Below are 17027 nucleotides of genomic sequence, written 5' to 3' on the forward strand. Positions count from 1 at the left end.
CTTCGGTGTCGCCACGCGTCGTCTCCTGCGCTGCCAGGAACTCAGCGAATCATAGCCACGCGAAGGTGTCTAGTTATTTCTCGGCCAGGACACTAGCGAGTCGCACCACGTTCCGGCCGGGCCCGTGGGTCCGGCAACGGGACAGCGGCAATGAGTTCGCGTGTGTAATCGACTTGCGGGTTGGCGAACAAGCTCTGTCGTCCGCCGGCTTCAACGATCAGCCCTCCCCGCATGACAGCGACATTGTGGCTCATCCGCTCCACGACAGCCATGTCGTGCGAAATGAAAAGATAGGCGAGACCGAGCGTCTCTTGGAGTTCGAGCATCAGGTCAAGCACGCGCGCGCGCACCGACACATCGAGCGCCGCGACACTTTCATCCGCCACAATAAGCTTGGGCTCCAGCGCGAGCGCCCGCGCAATACAGATGCGCTGGCGCTGGCCGCCGGAAAACTCATGCGGATAGCGCGAGGCGTGATCTGGCAAAAGACCGACGCGGTTGAGAAGTGAGGCAACGCGATCGCGCCGCTCCGCCTTTGTCCCAATGCCATGAATATACAGCGGCTCGGCAATGGCGGCGCCAACGGTCATTCTCGGGTCGAGCGAGGCATAGGGGTCCTGGAAGATCATTTGTGCGACGCGCCTGACAGGCTTCATGGATCCTTCCGAAAGGCCCTGAATTGCGACATCCCCGATCGTCACCTCCCCCAAGAACGGCACAAGACCGAGTACCGCCTTTCCGGTCGTAGACTTGCCCGAACCACTCTCGCCGACGAGCCCAAGGGTTTCGCCCTGGCTGATCGAGAAGGAAACGCCCTGCACCGCCGGAGGGTGGACCGTCCGCCGGCGAAACAAGCTGCCGGCCAAGCCGTAATCGACGGTCAGGTTCTTGACGGAGAGAACAGGCTCCAGCGGCTTCGGCGACGGAGTCTGGGGCATAGGGGTGATGCGAGGAGGCCCGTCACGTCCCGCCATGGCACCGAGACGAGGCACGGCCGCGAGAAGCTCGCGCGTATAGACCTCCCGGGGACACTCAAAAATATCGATCGCCGTGCCGGTTTCGACAATCCTGCCGTTGCGCATGACCACGACGCGGTCAGCCATCTCAGCAACGACGCCCATATCATGGGTGATCAGCATGATCGCCGCGCCGAATTCGCGCTGAAGCTCTCGCATTAGCTTGAGGATTTGCGCTTGCACCGTGACGTCGAGTGCCGTGGTCGGTTCGTCCGCCAGGAGCAGCTTGGGCCGACAGGACAGAGCCATGGCAATCATCACGCGCTGACGCATGCCGCCCGACAGTTCGTGTGGGTATTGCTTCAGGCGCCGGGCCGGATCGCTGATATGCACCACGTCCAACATGTCGCGCGCGCGGCTTTCAACGCTCCCGCCCTCCGAGCCTTGATGCGCCCGGATCGCCTCGAAAAGCTGGGCGCCGATGCTCATCACTGGGTTGAGCGATGTCATCGGCTCCTGGAAAATCATCGCGATCTCAGCACCGCGCACATCACGCATTGCGCCATTGGATATCTTCGTCAGATCGCGCCCGCCGAGGCGAATCGCGCCCTTCGCCACGCGCAGGGACATGTGAGGCAGAAGGCGCATGATCGAAAGGGCGGTAACGGATTTGCCAGAGCCGGACTCGCCTGCGACGCACAGCGTCTCGCCCGGCCCAACGTCGAAACTCACGCCGTCGATAATACGCCGCGCGCCTTCCGGAGTTAGCGCGTCAACGCAAAGATTCTCGATGGCGAGGACGGGTGGTACCGGCTGGCGGATGCCGTCAATCATCGCGCGAAAGCGGCGCGGTCGCGTGCCACGCGCATAGTCTGGCTTCTCCTCAGATCCAACTACTCAAGAAGGAGGGCTGTGCCGGTGACCGCGAGAAGCAGCCACCGGCATTGTCGCGGCGTGTTTGCGGCAGCCGCTACTTGTTCACGTAGATTGCCTCATAGTCGATGACGCGGGTCGGATCGAGATAGACCTCATCCGAGCCACCCATGCGCTTGGATTTGGCGAGGACACGCCGCTCATTGAACACCGGGATCCAGGGCGCGTCATTCTCTTGTATGTCCGTGAAGATCTTCGCCCAAGTCGCGTATCGTGCCTCCGCCTGAGCGGGAACAGGCATGGCATCCGCCGCCTGAGCACGCGCCTCAAACGCCTTGTTGCAAAACCACGACCAGTTCCAGCCACCTTGCACGGCGCTGCCGCAAGCGAGGATGGGCCCATAGAAATCGGAGGGATCAGGGAAGTCCGCGATCCACCCAAGGCCACCGGACCACACCATGGGCGCCTGTCCGGCCGTGCCGCCGGCGGCAATGACATTCGGATTGGCAAGCGCCTTGATCTCGGCTTTCACGCCGATCGCAGCGAAATCCTGCTGGATCGCCTGCGTGATGCGCGGCTGCGGATCTGTGTTGGAAGTGTAAATCGTCGTTGTGAACCCATCCTTCAGGCCGGCCTCGGCGAGCAGTTCCTTGGCCTTTGTGGGATCAAAGGCGTAACCGCTATAGCTCTTGTCGTATCCCGGCATCATCGGCGGCAAAACCTGCGATGCAGGAGTCGCGCGCCCATTGATGATGCGGACAATACGATTCTTGTCGATCGCCATGTTCAACGCCTGCCGCACTTTCGGATTGTCGAGCGGCTTGATCTGCGTGTTCAGCGTCACATAGCTCGTTTCCAACTGCTGGCGATCAACAATCATCCCCTTGAAATCGGGCGACTTCCTCATCTGTAGATATTTAGCGGGCGGAATGCCGTCGCCAGCGATGTCTACTTCACCTTTCTGGAGGCGAAGCAGCGCTACGAGTGGTTCCTGACCGACCTCTACTGTGTAGCTATCGACATAAGGCCGCTCTTTCACGAAATAATTCGGGTTTCTGACGAAGACGAGACGCTGGCCGACCGTCCACTCCTTGAGAAGAAACGCACCGGAACCGACAGGGTGCTTGCCGAAATCCCCCTTGGCAGCATCAACCGCTTCCTTCGGCACGACAGAAGCGAAATTGAGCGCCAACACGTTGAGGAAGGTCGCATCAGGTTGGACAAGGTTGAAGCGAACAGTGTGATCGTCAACCACGACGATGCCGTCCATCGTCTGGCTCTTGCCAGCGGTCATCGTGTCGGCACCCACGATCGAATGAAAGAAGCCTGCACCCGGTCCCTGGGTCTTCGGATTAACCGCGCGCTCGATCGAATATTTCACATCGGCGGCGGTGACTTCGCGCCCATTGCTGAATTTAACGCCGGGATGAATCTTGAAGGTGTAGGTCTTGCCGTCCGGCGATACGTCATAGCTGTCGGCAAGAGCCGGACCAAGCTCCGTCGTTCCCGGCTTATAATCGACGAGCCGCGAGAACATTGCATTGATCATCGACCAGTTCTGCCAGTCATAGCCGACGGCAGGATCCAGCGTGGCGATGTCGTCCTTGTAGGTCACGATGATATCGCCACCTTTGGACGGCGTACCCGAAACAGCAAAGGCGGCAGGCACGAGCGCTGTCGTCGCGAGCATCGCGGCAAACGCCGTCTTCTTCAGCAAGCTCTTTATCATCAACGAACTCCTTTGGTTGCCTTTGGCCGCCTACTGGGCACGGATACGAGGGTCGACGAAGGGTGCGATGAAATCGGCTGCCAGATTGCCAATCACGATGGCGAGGGCTGAGACGAGAGTGACGCCCATGATGATCGGCACGTCAACCTGTTGGATCGCCTGCCAGGCCAGTTGCCCGATGCCCGGCCAACCATAGACCGCCTCGACCACAACCACGCCGCCCATGAACTGGCCGATATCGATTCCGATCATTGCGATGATGGGCAGGATCGCATTCGGCAAAGCGTGCCGCATGACCACGCGACTGACCCGCAAGCCTTTGGCGTGCGCGGTACGCACGTAGTCCTGCCGCAGAACTTCGATCATGGCGGAGCGCACCATGCGCGCATACCAGCCGGCGCCCAATACGCCGAGTGTGACAGCGGGCAAGACGACATTCGCCGGAGTGCCAAAGCCCGACATTGGGAACCAGCCCAGCGTCGCCGCGAAAACGTAGAGAAGCAACAGTGCCACCACGAATTGCGGCGAAGACACACCGACGAAGGACAGCATCATGATCACGCGATCAATCGGGCCATCGCGCAGGACTGCTGCAACGACCCCAAAGGTCAGCCCGAGCACCACTTCAACGAAGATCCCAGCGGCCATGAGGATGAGCGTCGCTGGCAATCGGGCCAGAATGAGCGGCAGCACCTCGGTTTTCTCAGTATACGAACGGCCGAAATCACCATGGAGCAGACCATACAGATAGTGCAAAAACTGTAGGATGAGCGGCTGGTCCAGGCCGAGCTCATGACGGATAGCCGCGACAATCTGCGGGTTCGCGCTGCGCCCCGCAATCAAAACCGCGGGGTCCGCCGGCAGACAATAGAGCAAAACAAACGTGATGGCGGCGACGCCGAGGAGAATGAGCGCGGCTTGCCCAACCCGCCGGGCGAGGAACAACACCATGTCAGCCCCTCCCCCGTTGCGTCGGATCCAGGATGTCGCGCAACGCGTCACCGATCAGGTTGAAGGACAAGGCTGTCGCCAGGATCACCGCGCCAGGTATGAAGACGAGCCAAGGCGCATCCTGGAAGTAACTCTGGCTCTCGAAAATGATATTGCCCCACGAAGGCTGCGGTGGCTGCACGCCAATGCCGAGAAAGCTCAGCGTCGCTTCGAGCAGCACCGTCGTTGCAATCCCAAGCGTGCCCCAGACGATCGCGGTCGGCAAAAGATGCGGCAGAATATGGAAGACAATAATCCGAAAATTGCCCGCACCGAGCGACCGCTCGGCAAGGATGAAATCACGCTCCACGAGGCCGCGGGTTTCCGTGTAAACGATCCGCGCGACCTGCACCCAATTCACCAAAGCGATAACAAGCGCCACGATCCACAGGCTCGGCTTCAACAAAGCCGCGAGGGCTATGGCGAGCAGAAGCGCAGGAAAGGCCATCATCAGATCGGTGAATCGCATGAGAAGACTGCCAATCCACCCGCGCAGATACCCCGCGAGAAGGCCGACAACAAGGCCGATCACGACCGACGTGCCATTGGCGACAAGCCCGATAGTCAGCGACGTCCGGGCGCCAAACAGAAGCCGCGCAAATAAATCCCGGCCGAGCGTATCGGTGCCGAGAAGAAACGCCCGGCTTGGCGGCAAGGGCGCGCCATCCAGGGAGAGGCCATTCGTCAATTGGTCGTCCGGCGAATAATGCGCGATCCACGGCGCGAACAGAGCACCGAAAACCACCAATCCCACCGTCAACAGGCCGATGAGGGCTAAGGGACGCCGTGCAAGCTCGGTGAAGACGCGCATCAGCCGAGACACACCTGGAGGTTGTGCCGCGTTACTCCAACTCCCTCGACGACACTGGCTTGCACGAAAGCGCCTTCACTCGGAACTAGACCACAATATCCAATCGCTAGCAGGTCTACACTGCTCAGGGCGGCCCGCGAGATAAAATTCTCGCACGAATTCCTCGCACGTTGGAATGGCTCTTCCACGGGCTTCCCTGGCTCAGCCGAAGCGAGACCTCCATTCCCTCGGCGAGACGCCGGCCCGGCTGGAACCGGCATCGTCCGGCGACGGTCCCTGCGTCGGCTCTAAGCCACGAGTTTGGCACCCAGCGTATCGAACGCCCGCTGAAAGACTTCATGGTGCACGAACGGAATCAATTGCACGTCATCATGCGCCGAGGCGGTCCAGTCCGCGGTCCACACAGCAAAACACTCGCCCGATGATGTCACATCATGCAAACGGACTTCGGATCGGTAGTTGAGCCAGGGCTGACCGCTTTTGTTGATCCGATAGCCTAAGCTCCGATCGGCATCGGACAGACGGGTGAGTTGCTCCTCCAGCAGCCCGTCACCGAAACGGAAACTTCGGACGCCGGACACCTGGTCGGACCGCGCACCATCCATCATATGCATGTCGGAAATCGCCGGGTGCCATCCGGACATTCCAGCGAAATTGCGCACTTCCCGCCAGACGCCCGAAGCCGCCGCTGGTATCACCGAGGAGCAGAAGACCTTGGCCGGCCGCGAACCTTCCCAGCGTTCCGTGTGTACGACGGGAGAGGCCGCACCGCGCAGTTTGTCCGCCAGCGCCGCCAATCCGACCGCGAATACGGCGTTCGAAACAATATCGACATATTTCCCGGCGTCCTCCGGCTGCTCGTCGAAAGTCGCCGACCAGCGCGCGAAGGTTGCGTCACCGTTCGTCACCGGAATCAACTCCAGTGTCGAGACATAATTCCCGACCGGAAAAGCGGGTGTCTCGAAATTATATGAGAAGCTGTACCGGCTGTCGTCCAGCATCAGCAACCGCTCACGCGCGCCGCCGCCGCCATGAAGTTGCAACGAACGGATGCAACCAACCCTATCGGGTGGGTCGCCTTGCTCGATTTCGCTACTTGAGAGCGCGGGATGCCACGCTGCAAGCGCACCGAAGTCCCGTATGGTGGCCCACACAGTCTCGACTGGCGCCTCGATAATGGCACTCGCATAGGCCTGAGCCATGATATCCTCCCGCCCCGCCGATCAGCGGGTGATCTGCTTGAACCGGCGCGTTTGATCGATCAGCGCCGTCTCGGTCGGCAACCGCTCCATGCTCGATGCGCCGTAGAAGCCATGGCAGGCAGCGCAACGCCGCAGGATGAATTGCGCATCCTCCGGCTGAGCGATGGGCCCTCCATGGCACAGCAGGATGATGTCTTCGCGCACATTTCGAGCCGCCGCTGCAATGGCATTGATGCGCTCCACGCAGTCCGCCAAAGTGAGCGAAGTGGTAGCGCCAATCGCGCCGCCGGTCGTCAGACCCATATGCGCCACCAATATATCCGCCCCAGCCTCGGCCATCGCCCGGGCCTCGTCAGGGTTGAATACATAGGGCGTGGTCAGCAGATCTTTGGCGACGGCCAGGCGGATCATATCCACCTCCAGCGCGTAGCCCATGCCGGTTTCCTCTAGCCCCGTTCGGAATGTGCCGTCGATCAAGCCGACCGTCGGGAAATTCTGCACGCCCGAAAAACCGAGCGCCGCGAGATGGTCAAGAAAATAGTCGAAATTGCAAAATGGATCCGTCCCGTTGACGCCCGCCAATACCGGCGTCCGCCGCACAACAGGCAGCACCTCGCGCGCCATCTCGACGACAATTTCATTGGCATTGCCATAGGCCATCATGCCCGCGAGCGAGCCACGCCCGGCCATCCGGTAACGCCCCGAATTGTAGATCACGATGAGGTCTATCCCACCGGCCTCTTCGCACTTGGCCGACAAACCGGTACCCGCGCCGCCGCCCAGGATCGGCTGCCGATCGCGAACCATGGCATGGAAGCGCGCCATCATCTCGGACCGATTCATACGCGGCATCTCAATCCACCTTCATCACATCGCGGAATTGCTCCAGGACAACAGCCACGAAATCCGGAGAATTCACCCCATGGGGCACCCGGATCAAGCGACGCCGGTCGGTCTGCCGCACAGTCCGTTCCAGCGCCGAAAACAACGCCTCATCGGCCTCCGGATCATGAAACGCCTGGCCTGGTGCATCCAGCAGGGAGACGCCACCTTCGGGCAACAGAAATCGCACCGGCCCGTCGCACAGGTTGAGGCGTTCCGCAATCCAGAGCCCGATACGCTCGTTTTCCTCCGGCGTGGTCCGCATCAGCGTCACCTGCGGATTATGCACATACAGGTTCCGGCCGCGATATTGCGACGGAACCGTATCGCGAGCACCGAAGTTGGCCATGTCGAGCGCGCCGCAAGAACCCACATAGGGCAGCCGCGACCTCGCGATGGCGCCGAAGCGATCCTCGGTACAGGGGAACACGCCGCCCATCAGCAAGTCGCAAACCTCAGTCGTGGTCACGTCGATCACACCCGCCAGCAAGTCGGAATCGGCGAGCTTCTCCATGGACTGCCCACCCGTGCCGGTCGCATGGAAGACGAGGCAGTCGTAGTCGCCCTGCAACCCGGCAACCAGTTGGTTCACGCAGGGCGTGGTGACGCCGAACATGGTCAGGCCGATAGCGGGCCGATCCGCCGCTAAGGACGGTGCAGGGGCGCGCACCATTCCGACCATCGCATTCGCCGCATTGGCGAGCACGATGCGCGAAATCCGGTTCAGCCCGACAAGGTCAGTGACCGAATACATCATCGCGATGTCGCTCGGGCCGACATACGGCGCCACATTGCCCGATGCGACCGTGGACACCAGCAGCTTCGGTGTGCCAATGGGCAGCGCCCGCATCGCCGGCGCCACCAATGCACTCCCGCCCGAACCACCTAGCCCAAGCAGTCCGCCAACATCGTCGCGACTCAATATGAACCGCTCGAGCGCCACCGCCATCGCCGTAACCGAGCGGCCCCGATCGCCAGTGAAAACGGCCTCGGCACCGCCCGCATGATGACGCGCGACCTCGGCCGCCTCGATATCGGCGTGAAACCGATGCGGCTGGGTGGATACATCCACAAGCGCCGCTGCAATGCCCTGCTCGGCAATGATCTTGTGCACGTAAGCGAGCTCGGCGCCCTTCGTATCGCAAGTACCCGCCACGTAAATCCGTCCGCCTGGCATCCCGCCCACCCCTAACGACGCTTCGTCAGCCGAGCGCCCGCACGGCTTCGGGCAGTCGCTGGCCATCATTGAAGAAGACAGTGTGTTCCAGCGGACAACGGATGAACACGGTCGCGCCATCCGCTTGCGGCACACCCGGCGCGGTCTTCGCCTTCAGACGTGCCTCGCCCACCGCGAGACTAAGCAGATTCTGCCCACCGATAGTGATGCTCGAACGCAGCACGCGCGCCGGAACCGTATCCTGCGCGGGATCCAACAATACCTCGACATGCTCCGGCCTAATGCCAAGCGACAGTTCACCAGCCGCCGCCGCGGGCCTCTCTAACGGCCTCGGCAAAACATCGAACCGCAAGCCACTGTCTTCGCCACCCCGCGGTACCAAGAAATTCATGCCGGGATTGCCGAGGAACCAGCCGCCGAAGCGGCTCTCCGGCTTCTCATACATGATCCGAGGCGCGGTGCACTGCGAGATGCGCCCGGCCTGCATCAGCGCGATTTGGTCAGCGAGCGTCATCGCTTCAGTCTGGTCGTGCGTCACATAGATCACGGTCTGCCGCAAGCGCGCGCGGAATTCCTTGAAGGCGCGGATCAAGGCGAGCTTGGCGTGAACTTCGACATTGGTCGTTGGCTCGTCGAAAAGGATAACGTCGCACCGCCGCGCGATGGCACGGCCGACCGCGACTTTCTGCCGCATGCCGACATCGAGATCACCGATATGGCGGTCGCGCTCATCGGAGAGTTGCAGTACCTCCAGCACCTCATCCGCGCGGCGGCGGCGCTCGGCGGCCGACAGGCTGCGATCACGCTGGAGCGGCAGTTCGATATTCTCGATGACGCTGCAGGTCCGATACATCACCGGATACTGGAACACCATCGCCACATCGCGGCGGCGCGGCGCCAGATGAGTCACGTCACGCTCGCCGAATTTGATGCTGCCGCTGGTCGGCATTTCCAGCCCGGCGATCATGCGCATCAATGTCGTCTTGCCGCAGCCGGAGGGGCCGAGCAGGCACGTCACCGTGCCTTCCGCGAAAACCGCGGTGATGTCATCGACCGCCTTGAACTTGTCGAAAGCGCGGGAAAGGTGGCTCAACCGGATGTCAGGCATTCAAGCTCCCTTACCCGCGCCCAACCAACGCCCCGCTGGCGCGATCGAATACCAGCAGCCCCTCGCCGCGCACGACAAATGGAAACGGCGAATCAATGTCGAGATGCGCCACGCTCGGCGAGGGCACCGAAGTTACCAGGGTTTGTCCGCCAGCCTCGAAATACACGACGCATTCGGCGCCGAGGTTTTCCATCAGGCGCACCGTCGCTGGCGCACCATCCGCGCGATAGGCAATCTGTTCCGGGCGCGCCACAACGGCGACCTCGCCCACGAAGTTCGTGGGCGCTGAAAGCGGGAAGTCCACGATCCCGGTGCGGCAAAGCCCACCAGCATCCAGAACCCCGGCCAATACATTGCAGCGGGGGAACCCCACCAACTCCGCCGCCCGTAGGTGGCGCGGCGAATGATAGACCTCGGCCACCGGATTGGCTTCGACGACATGCCCGGCGTCGAGCACGATCAGATCCTCGGCCATAGTAAGCGCCTCCAGACTGTCGGAGGTCACATAGAGGAAGGTCGCGCCCAACTCGGCGCGCATGTCCTTCAGATCCTCCATCAGGCTTTCGCGCAGTTTGAAGTCCAGGCCGACCAGGGGATCGTCCAATAAGAACAGATCGGCGTTCTTCAGCATCCCCCGCGCGATCGCGGCCCGCTGTTTCTCCCCGCCACTCAACTGACTCGGCCGCTTGGACAAAAGCGGATTGATGCCCAGGATCTCGGCGACCTGCCCGACGCGGAGCGCGATCTCGGCGCGGCTCACATGCTGCAACGCCAGCGGATAGGCGATATTGTCGAAAACGCTGACATGCGGAAACAGCGCGAAAGATTGTGGCACGTAGCCGATGCGGCGCTGGGCGGCAGGAACATCGGTAATGTCGCGGTCATCGATCAGGATGCGCCCCTCACTGGGCTGCTCAAGCCCAACCAGCAGGCGCAGCAGCACCGATTTTCCGGCGGCCGGCGGGCCGCACAGCACCGTCAGCCGCTGCGACGCGACCTCCACCGTCACATCGTCGAGCGCCTTGACACCCCGATACGATTGGCTGACGCCTTGCAGACGGACCCGACTCATCCGCCGAGCCGCGCCAGATAGGGCACCAGCAGGATGCCGGCCACGAACACAACCGCGACGATCGCGAGCAACACCAATGTCAGGCGCAAGGCCCGGCCGAGCCCCGCCGTGCGCGGAAGATTACCCACCGCGATGTTCAGGATCGTCGCCACGATCACGGTCAGCAGCCCAAGCTGGTAGCCGCCAAAACTCCACTGCTGCACGATAAGCAGGAAGCCCAGACCCATGATGAGGATCAGCGCCAGTTCGGCGCGAGGCACGATACCGCGCATTACACTTCCCCGCGCACGGTGCCGAAGGTCATCCCTACCAACAAGTAGCGCTGGAAGAAATACACCACGAGTATAGGCGGAACGATGTAGACGGAGGTCAGCGCCGAGATAAACGTCCAGTCCACGCCACCATTGGAATACAGCCCGCTGGCGAGTGCCACCGGAATATTCGACGTAGAGATGCCGCCGATGATGTAGTTGAACAGGAACTCATTCCACACGAAGATGAAGTTGAAGATCGATGCCGCGATCACGCCAGGCATCACCTGCGGCAAAATCGTGCGAGTAATGATCCGCAGCCAGGAGGCTCCGTTGACGATGCCCGTCTCATCGAAGCGCGGCGACACGCCGTCGATGAAGCCCTTCAGGATCCAAACGGAAAACGGGATCGAAAACATCGCGTAGAACAGGATCATACCGGCATAGGTATCCTTCCACCCGAATCCTACATACATCAGATACACGGGCAGGATTGCAGCCGAGCCCGGCAGCATGCGGATCGACAGCAGCAGGAACATCAGGAAGTTGGTTCCCGGCGGTTTGAACCGCGAGAACGAAAACGCCGCCAGGAAAGACACCGCGACAGCGATCAGCACCGCAGCCACCGACAGCACCACGCTGTTGAACAACTGGTGTGGAAAGGAGGCGCTTGAGAAAAGCTTTGTGTAATTCGCGATCGTCGGCGTGAAAATCAGTTTTGGCGGTACGGCGAGAATCTGGTCGGCCGTCTTGAACGAGGACAACACGATCCAGAAGATCGGCGCGAAGAAGATCAGTGCCACCAGCCAAAGCAGCGCGTGATAGGCATGTTCGCGCCAACTGGTCGGCCTCATGATTCTGCCTCCCGCCGCTCGCGCCAGTGCAGCACAAAGATGAAGGTCGCGGTGAAAGCGATGGATATCAGCAGCAGGATCACCGCAAGCGCCGAGGACCACCCCATGTTGAACGCCTCGAAGGCCCGCCGATACAGCGTCATCGCCACGAGCTGAGTGGCGGAGCCGGGGCCGCCATAAGTCATGTCGTAGATCAGGTCCATGGTCTTGAAGGCATCGATCGTGCGCAGCAGTATTCCGAGCATCAGGATGAACTTGCCGTGGTGCAGTACGATCAGCCGCAGCCGCTGATGCCAGGCGAGCCGGTCGATCTCGGCCGCCTCTAGCTCAGCCTTCGGTACCGAGGCCAGGGCGGCCAAGGTCATCAGCACCATGAACGGCGTCCACATCCAGACATCGACGCCGAGAACGGCCGCGAAAGCCACCCGGCCGTCGCCAAGAAAATCGACGCTGGAAAAGCCGAGCCCTCGAATAGCGCTGTTCAAGACGCCAAAAGTCGGATCGTAGATCAGCCGCCAGAAGGTGCCCGCCGCCACCGGCGTCAGCACCATCGGTGAAAACAACATGGTGAGCGCGATCCGCCGCCCCGGCAGCCGGTGGCTGTTCCAGAACAATAGCCCGAGCGCCATGCCCAGCAAGGTCTCGGTGACGACGGCGAAAAACACGAACAGAAAAGTGCGGCTGAGATCAATCCAGACTCCGGAATCGTTCAGGATCGACCTGTAGTTGTAGAGGCCGGCGAAACGCGGTGGCCGGCCGCTCGTGAGTGAGAACCGATAGAAGCCGAGGCCCAGGAGCCACAGCGTTGGGATCAGGTTCCAGACGATGAAGAAGATCAGAACGGGTGCCAGCAACAGAAACGGCAATACGTCGCGCCGCCCAAGGAAACGGGTGAAGCCCTCCCAGGGTCCTGTGCTGGCGACCGGCGCGTCACGCGACTGGTTGATGGTCGCGGGCGCGCCGGGCTCCATCGTTACAGCCGGATACCGCTGCAGGCCCCGGTGGGTTCGGTCTGCGCGGTGCCCTCGTCATACAGGATACCCTGCTGCTTGCAGGCGATATATTTCAGCACCTTCGCTGGGTCCTTGAGCTCGCCGGTCATGTAGCCGGTCCAGCCTTCCTGCTGAACCGCGAGCATCTCGGCATATCGAGGATCGTGCCAGAAGTCGCTGCTGCGCTCGAGCATATACTTATAGGTACGGTTCCACGGATAGATGTCGTCGAAGCCCGGGCTGGTGAGCGTCGCCTTGTCGCAAGGCAAGCCACCACGCTTGAGGTAGTTCGCAGCGGTCTCCGGCAGATACCACCAGCGCATGAAGTCGAGCGCCACGCGCATATGGGCTTTATCGTTGAACGCGTTGATCACCCAGGGCTGGCCACCGATGACATAATTCCGGTTGAGCTTGCCGCTGGCATCCTTGAAGCCCGGCGGCGGCACGACCATCACCTTGCCCTTGAGGGCATCCGGCACCATCGTTGCGCCGGTCGCGACCCACTGCCAGGCCGCGAAGACCTTGCCTTGGGTGAAGGCATCGACCACCTGGGCGATAAAGTAATTCAGCGCACCGGGCGGGTTCCATTGCAGCATGGACTTGTAGAGTTCCATGGCTTTGGCGTTCAGCGGCGTGTCCATGATCCCTTCGACCTGGCCGGTCTTCGGATCCCAGATATCGCCACCCATGCTGCGAATGAAGGAGATCAGCGGGCAGCTCAGAGCGTCATATTCGCGCGAATATTGCATCGCGATGCCGTAATAGCCCTTCTCCGGACGGTTGAAGAAGGCGACGAGCTTCTTCCAATCGTCCAGGTCCATTTTCTCGAAGTCTTCCCAGGTGCGCGGCATCGGGCTGCCGTATTTCGCCTGGTATGCCTCCGCCTCGCCAGGCGCCTCGAGCCAGTCCTTGCGAATGAAGATGCCCTCGATGTCGCCGACCTGCGGAAATCCATAGAGACTATTCGTTCCGTCCGGATAGACCTGATAGGCTTGGCGCACGACAGGCGCATACCACTCGATATCAAGCGACTTGTCCTGAGCGATGATGTCGTTGAGCTTGACGATCCATTTCGGCGTCGCAAGCGCCCCGAGCCATTGGCTGTCGCTGATGATGATGTTGTATTCCTGGCTCTTCGTTGCCAGCGACGTTGCGGCCTTCTGGAACAGCGCGCCGAATGGCGCCCCGGCGAAGGAGAAGGTAACGTCGTAATTATAACGATCCTTCACGTATCTCGCGAAATCCGGAGACATGTCGACGCCGAGGCTGCTTGGTAGCCAGCCCGCGACGCCCAGGATCGACATATGAATCGACTGGCCCGCCAGCGGGTGCGGTTCCTTGCCAGCGGCGCGCGCGATATTCGGCACATACAAAGCGGCGGCGCCTAATGCCGCGGCCCCAGTCAGAAGTGTACGGCGCGGCAAGGACGCCGCCTCGTTCGGCGATATCAGGCTAGGCAAAGCAGGCTCTTTTGTAGCCATGGCCCATTTCCCCTTCTTATGTGGTCCGCTGCGCGGATCCTTTATTGCTTGGAACGCTAGACGGTCACCGATCAAACTGCAACGTCACCAATCGAGCCCAAGGTATTACATCCCCCATCGCAGCCCAGGCGTATGCACGGGCGCATCCCAGAGGGCGACCATATCGCGATCCAGCGCGGAAACCGTCAGCGAGCAGCCCGCCATATCGAGCGCAGTCACGTAGCTGCCCACAAGCGAACGGATCACGGTCAGGCCTCGCTCCTCCAGCCTGGTCCGCGCGGCATGATACATGACGTATAATTCCATGAGCGGCGTGCCGCCGAAGCCGTTGACGAACAGCAGCACCTCGCCACGCGCCTGTCCCAGATCATCAACAATGGCCGCCACCATGTCGCGCGCCAGCGCGTCGGCACCGGCGAGCTTTGCCCGCCGCCGCCCCGGCTCGCCATGAATGCCAACGCCTATCTCGATCTCGTCCTCACCGAGCACGAAAGTCGGCTTGCCGGCCGCGGGCACTGTGCAGCTGGTGAGCGCCACGCCCATCGATCGCGTCGCCTTGTTGACCCGCTCGCCCAGCGCGCGGCAGGCGGCCAGATCCTCGCCCCGCTCGGCGGCGGCACCTACGATCTTTTCCACGACCAGGGTGCCCGCAACGCCGCGTCGCCCGTTCGAGAAAGTCGACATCTCAACCGCCACGTCATCGTCGATCAGCACAGTCTCGATCCGCCGCCCGGCGGCATCCATTTCACGGGCCATGTCAAAGTTCATGACGTCGCCCTCGTAATTCTTGACGATGAACAGCAGCCCTGCCCCGGTATCGACGGCTTCGGCCGCCGCCATCATCTGGTCTGGCGTCGGCGACGTGAACACCTGCCCCGGACACGCCGCGTCCAGCATGCCATACCCAACGAAGCCCGCATGCAGCGGCTCATGGCCACTGCCGCCGCCAGAAATCAGACCGACCTTGCCCGGCTTCGACTTAACGCGGCGAACAAACTTGCGTCCCTCCCCCAGCACGACCAAATCGGCATGAGCTGCCGCGAAACCGTCGAGGCTCTCGGCAAGCACTGTCTCCGGCGCGTTGATGAGCTTCTTCATGGCGTCTCCTCCACAACTCCGCAGATCGCAGCGACAATGAGCGCGGCGGACCGGGCGCCCGCATCCATCCCGCCCACACTGCGCTCGCCCAGGAAAGACGCCCGACCGCGCACCGCCTGCATCCCGGCAGTCGCCTCGGCGGCGGCATGAGCCACAGCCGGCAGGTCGGTGGCATCGCCATGCAAGGCCGTGGCTACCGGCCCCAACACATCCAGCATCGTCTTGTGCCCAAACTCGGCCTTACCCCGCGCCCGCACGGCCGCGACGGCGGCATCCATCGCGGCAGCGGCGTCCGCCCTAGTCGGCGCCTCGGGAAGAACCTTGCCGGCGGCCATGAAGGCCGTGCCGAAAATCGCGCCGGATGCACCGCCCACCGTCATGACCAGCGTGCGACCAACCTCTTGCACAGCCTCCGGCAATGGCTTGGCGGCGATATCATCCAGCTTGGCCGTGACCGCCCCGAAGCCACGGTTCATGTTCAGCCCATGGTCCCCATCGCCCTGGGCCGCATCGATCGCCGTGAGTTCCTCAGCGTGGAGCGCGATCGTCTCGGCCACAGCCTCGATCAGACGCCGCCGCATGGTCTCGTCGATCTGCACACCGCCCTCCGCATTCTTATTTTGCACGAGCGTGACCGAAGGGCCCTGCGAGAGCAAGCCTGTTCGATGATGTGGGACTAAACGGCGCGGGAGGGCTGTCCCGCCCTCGCCCATTGCTCGCGCAGGAAATCATGGCCGAACTGGATGACTTCCTCATCGGAGGGAAAGAAGTCCCGCCAGACCCGCGTGGCCGCCGCCACTTCGGGAAGCGCGCGGCCAAACGCCTCGATCACGTGCCAACCGTCATAGCCAGCCCCGCGTAACGCCGCGAAGGTCGCTGCCCAGGGCACATGACCCTTGCCGGGCGTGCCCCGGTCATTCTCCGAGAGATGGACGTGGCTGATTCTACCGATATGCGGCGCGATTACGCCGACAGGATCTTTTTCCTCGATATTGGCGTGAAAAGTGTCGTACAGCAGCCCGTAATTTGGTTGTTGAACCTCATCCACGATGGCCGCAGCCGACGAAACCGTATTCGTCACGTAACACTCGAAACGATTCAACGGCTCGACGGCAAGCCGGATATTGCGGGCGGCCGCGTATTGGGCCGCAGCGCGATGAACCTCAACAACGCGATGTATTTCGTCTTGCGTGGGCGGCTCACCGGTAAAGACGCCAAGCGGCTGATAGAACGGACCGCACAACACCTCGCCACCCGCAGCCTCGATGCAGTCGATCGCCCACTTCAAATGTGCCAGGCCCGCCTCGCGCACCGCCGGATCACTGCTTGTGCAACTGCGAGCCTCATCCGGAATGACGGTGATGCCGGTGCAGCGCAATCCGCTATCCCGCACCACCTGGCCGACCCGCCGACAGTGTTCGGGCGTACCATCGAATAGCGGCAACTCCACGCCGTCATAGCCGATCTTCTTCAGCCGCTCGAAACGCGGAAAGATTGCCTCGGTGACTGATGGTGTCCACAGCAGCATATTGAAACCGAGGAGCATGGTGT

At 61.7% G+C, this 17027-nt stretch carries 16 protein-coding genes; all 16 read right to left on the reverse strand.

Features of this window, described 5'->3' with window-relative positions:
• Positions 1-92: 92 nt before the first annotated feature.
• A complete protein-coding gene (locus GSQ83_RS30940) occupies positions 93-1790 on the reverse strand; it encodes an ABC transporter ATP-binding protein (RefSeq protein ID WP_158801800.1) in 1698 nt (565 codons plus the stop codon).
• A 136-nt stretch (positions 1791-1926) separates the two neighbouring features.
• Positions 1927-3558 (reverse strand): ABC transporter substrate-binding protein, encoded by a 1632-nt coding sequence (locus GSQ83_RS05060; protein WP_158801801.1) that lies wholly within the window; start codon positions 3556-3558, stop codon positions 1927-1929.
• A 30-nt stretch (positions 3559-3588) separates the two neighbouring features.
• On the reverse strand, positions 3589-4509 hold the full coding sequence (locus GSQ83_RS05065) for an ABC transporter permease (RefSeq protein WP_158801802.1): 921 nt from the start codon (positions 4507-4509) through the stop codon (positions 3589-3591).
• Between the two features lies 1 nt (position 4510).
• Positions 4511-5359 (reverse strand): ABC transporter permease, encoded by an 849-nt coding sequence (locus tag GSQ83_RS05070; RefSeq protein ID WP_158801803.1) that lies wholly within the window; start codon positions 5357-5359, stop codon positions 4511-4513.
• A gap of 287 nt (positions 5360-5646) precedes the next feature.
• Complete coding sequence (locus tag GSQ83_RS05075; protein ID WP_158801804.1) at positions 5647-6561, reverse strand: SRPBCC family protein; 915 nt, start codon at positions 6559-6561, stop codon at positions 5647-5649.
• A 21-nt stretch (positions 6562-6582) separates the two neighbouring features.
• Positions 6583-7413 carry a phosphoenolpyruvate hydrolase family protein gene (locus tag GSQ83_RS05080; RefSeq protein ID WP_158801805.1) on the reverse strand — a complete coding sequence of 277 codons (831 nt, stop codon included), beginning with the start codon at positions 7411-7413 and terminating at the stop codon, positions 6583-6585.
• Between the two features lies 1 nt (position 7414).
• On the reverse strand, positions 7415-8620 hold the full coding sequence (locus GSQ83_RS05085; protein WP_174246626.1) for a Tm-1-like ATP-binding domain-containing protein: 1206 nt from the start codon (positions 8618-8620) through the stop codon (positions 7415-7417).
• 25 nt (positions 8621-8645) lie between these two features.
• The gene (locus tag GSQ83_RS05090) at positions 8646-9728 is read right to left on the reverse strand and encodes an ABC transporter ATP-binding protein (protein WP_158801807.1); all 1083 of its coding nucleotides are present in this window, start codon (positions 9726-9728) and stop codon (positions 8646-8648) included.
• Positions 9729-9738: 10 nt separating this feature from the next.
• Entirely contained in the window at positions 9739-10800 is a 1062-nt protein-coding gene (locus GSQ83_RS05095; protein ID WP_158801808.1) for an ABC transporter ATP-binding protein, read from the reverse strand.
• Positions 10797-11072, reverse strand: a complete 276-nt coding sequence (locus GSQ83_RS05100) for a hypothetical protein (protein WP_158801809.1) — start codon at positions 11070-11072, stop codon at positions 10797-10799. Before GSQ83_RS05100 ends, GSQ83_RS05095 begins: the two co-directional genes overlap by 4 nt.
• Positions 11072-11905: a carbohydrate ABC transporter permease gene (locus GSQ83_RS05105; RefSeq protein WP_158801810.1), complete on the reverse strand. Its 834-nt coding sequence runs from the start codon at positions 11903-11905 to the stop codon at positions 11072-11074. The genes GSQ83_RS05100 and GSQ83_RS05105 overlap by 1 nt, the downstream gene beginning before the upstream one ends.
• The gene (locus GSQ83_RS05110; RefSeq protein WP_158801811.1) at positions 11902-12876 is read right to left on the reverse strand and encodes a carbohydrate ABC transporter permease; all 975 of its coding nucleotides are present in this window, start codon (positions 12874-12876) and stop codon (positions 11902-11904) included. The genes GSQ83_RS05105 and GSQ83_RS05110 overlap by 4 nt, the downstream gene beginning before the upstream one ends.
• A 2-nt stretch (positions 12877-12878) precedes the next feature.
• On the reverse strand, positions 12879-14378 hold the full coding sequence (locus GSQ83_RS05115) for an ABC transporter substrate-binding protein (protein ID WP_158801812.1): 1500 nt from the start codon (positions 14376-14378) through the stop codon (positions 12879-12881).
• A gap of 105 nt (positions 14379-14483) precedes the next feature.
• Positions 14484-15476 (reverse strand): dihydroxyacetone kinase subunit DhaK, encoded by a 993-nt coding sequence (gene dhaK, locus GSQ83_RS05120; RefSeq protein ID WP_158801813.1) that lies wholly within the window; start codon positions 15474-15476, stop codon positions 14484-14486.
• A complete protein-coding gene (gene dhaL, locus GSQ83_RS05125; protein ID WP_254065509.1) occupies positions 15473-16102 on the reverse strand; it encodes a dihydroxyacetone kinase subunit DhaL in 630 nt (209 codons plus the stop codon). Before dhaL ends, dhaK begins: the two co-directional genes overlap by 4 nt.
• 50 nt (positions 16103-16152) lie before the next feature.
• Positions 16153-17022 carry a sugar phosphate isomerase/epimerase gene (locus tag GSQ83_RS05130; protein WP_158801814.1) on the reverse strand — a complete coding sequence of 290 codons (870 nt, stop codon included), beginning with the start codon at positions 17020-17022 and terminating at the stop codon, positions 16153-16155.
• Positions 17023-17027 lie beyond the last annotated feature (5 nt).

Origin of the sequence: Acidisoma sp. L85 (genome assembly GCF_009765865.1) — a bacterium.
Classification (GTDB): Bacteria; Pseudomonadota; Alphaproteobacteria; order Acetobacterales; family Acetobacteraceae; genus Acidisoma.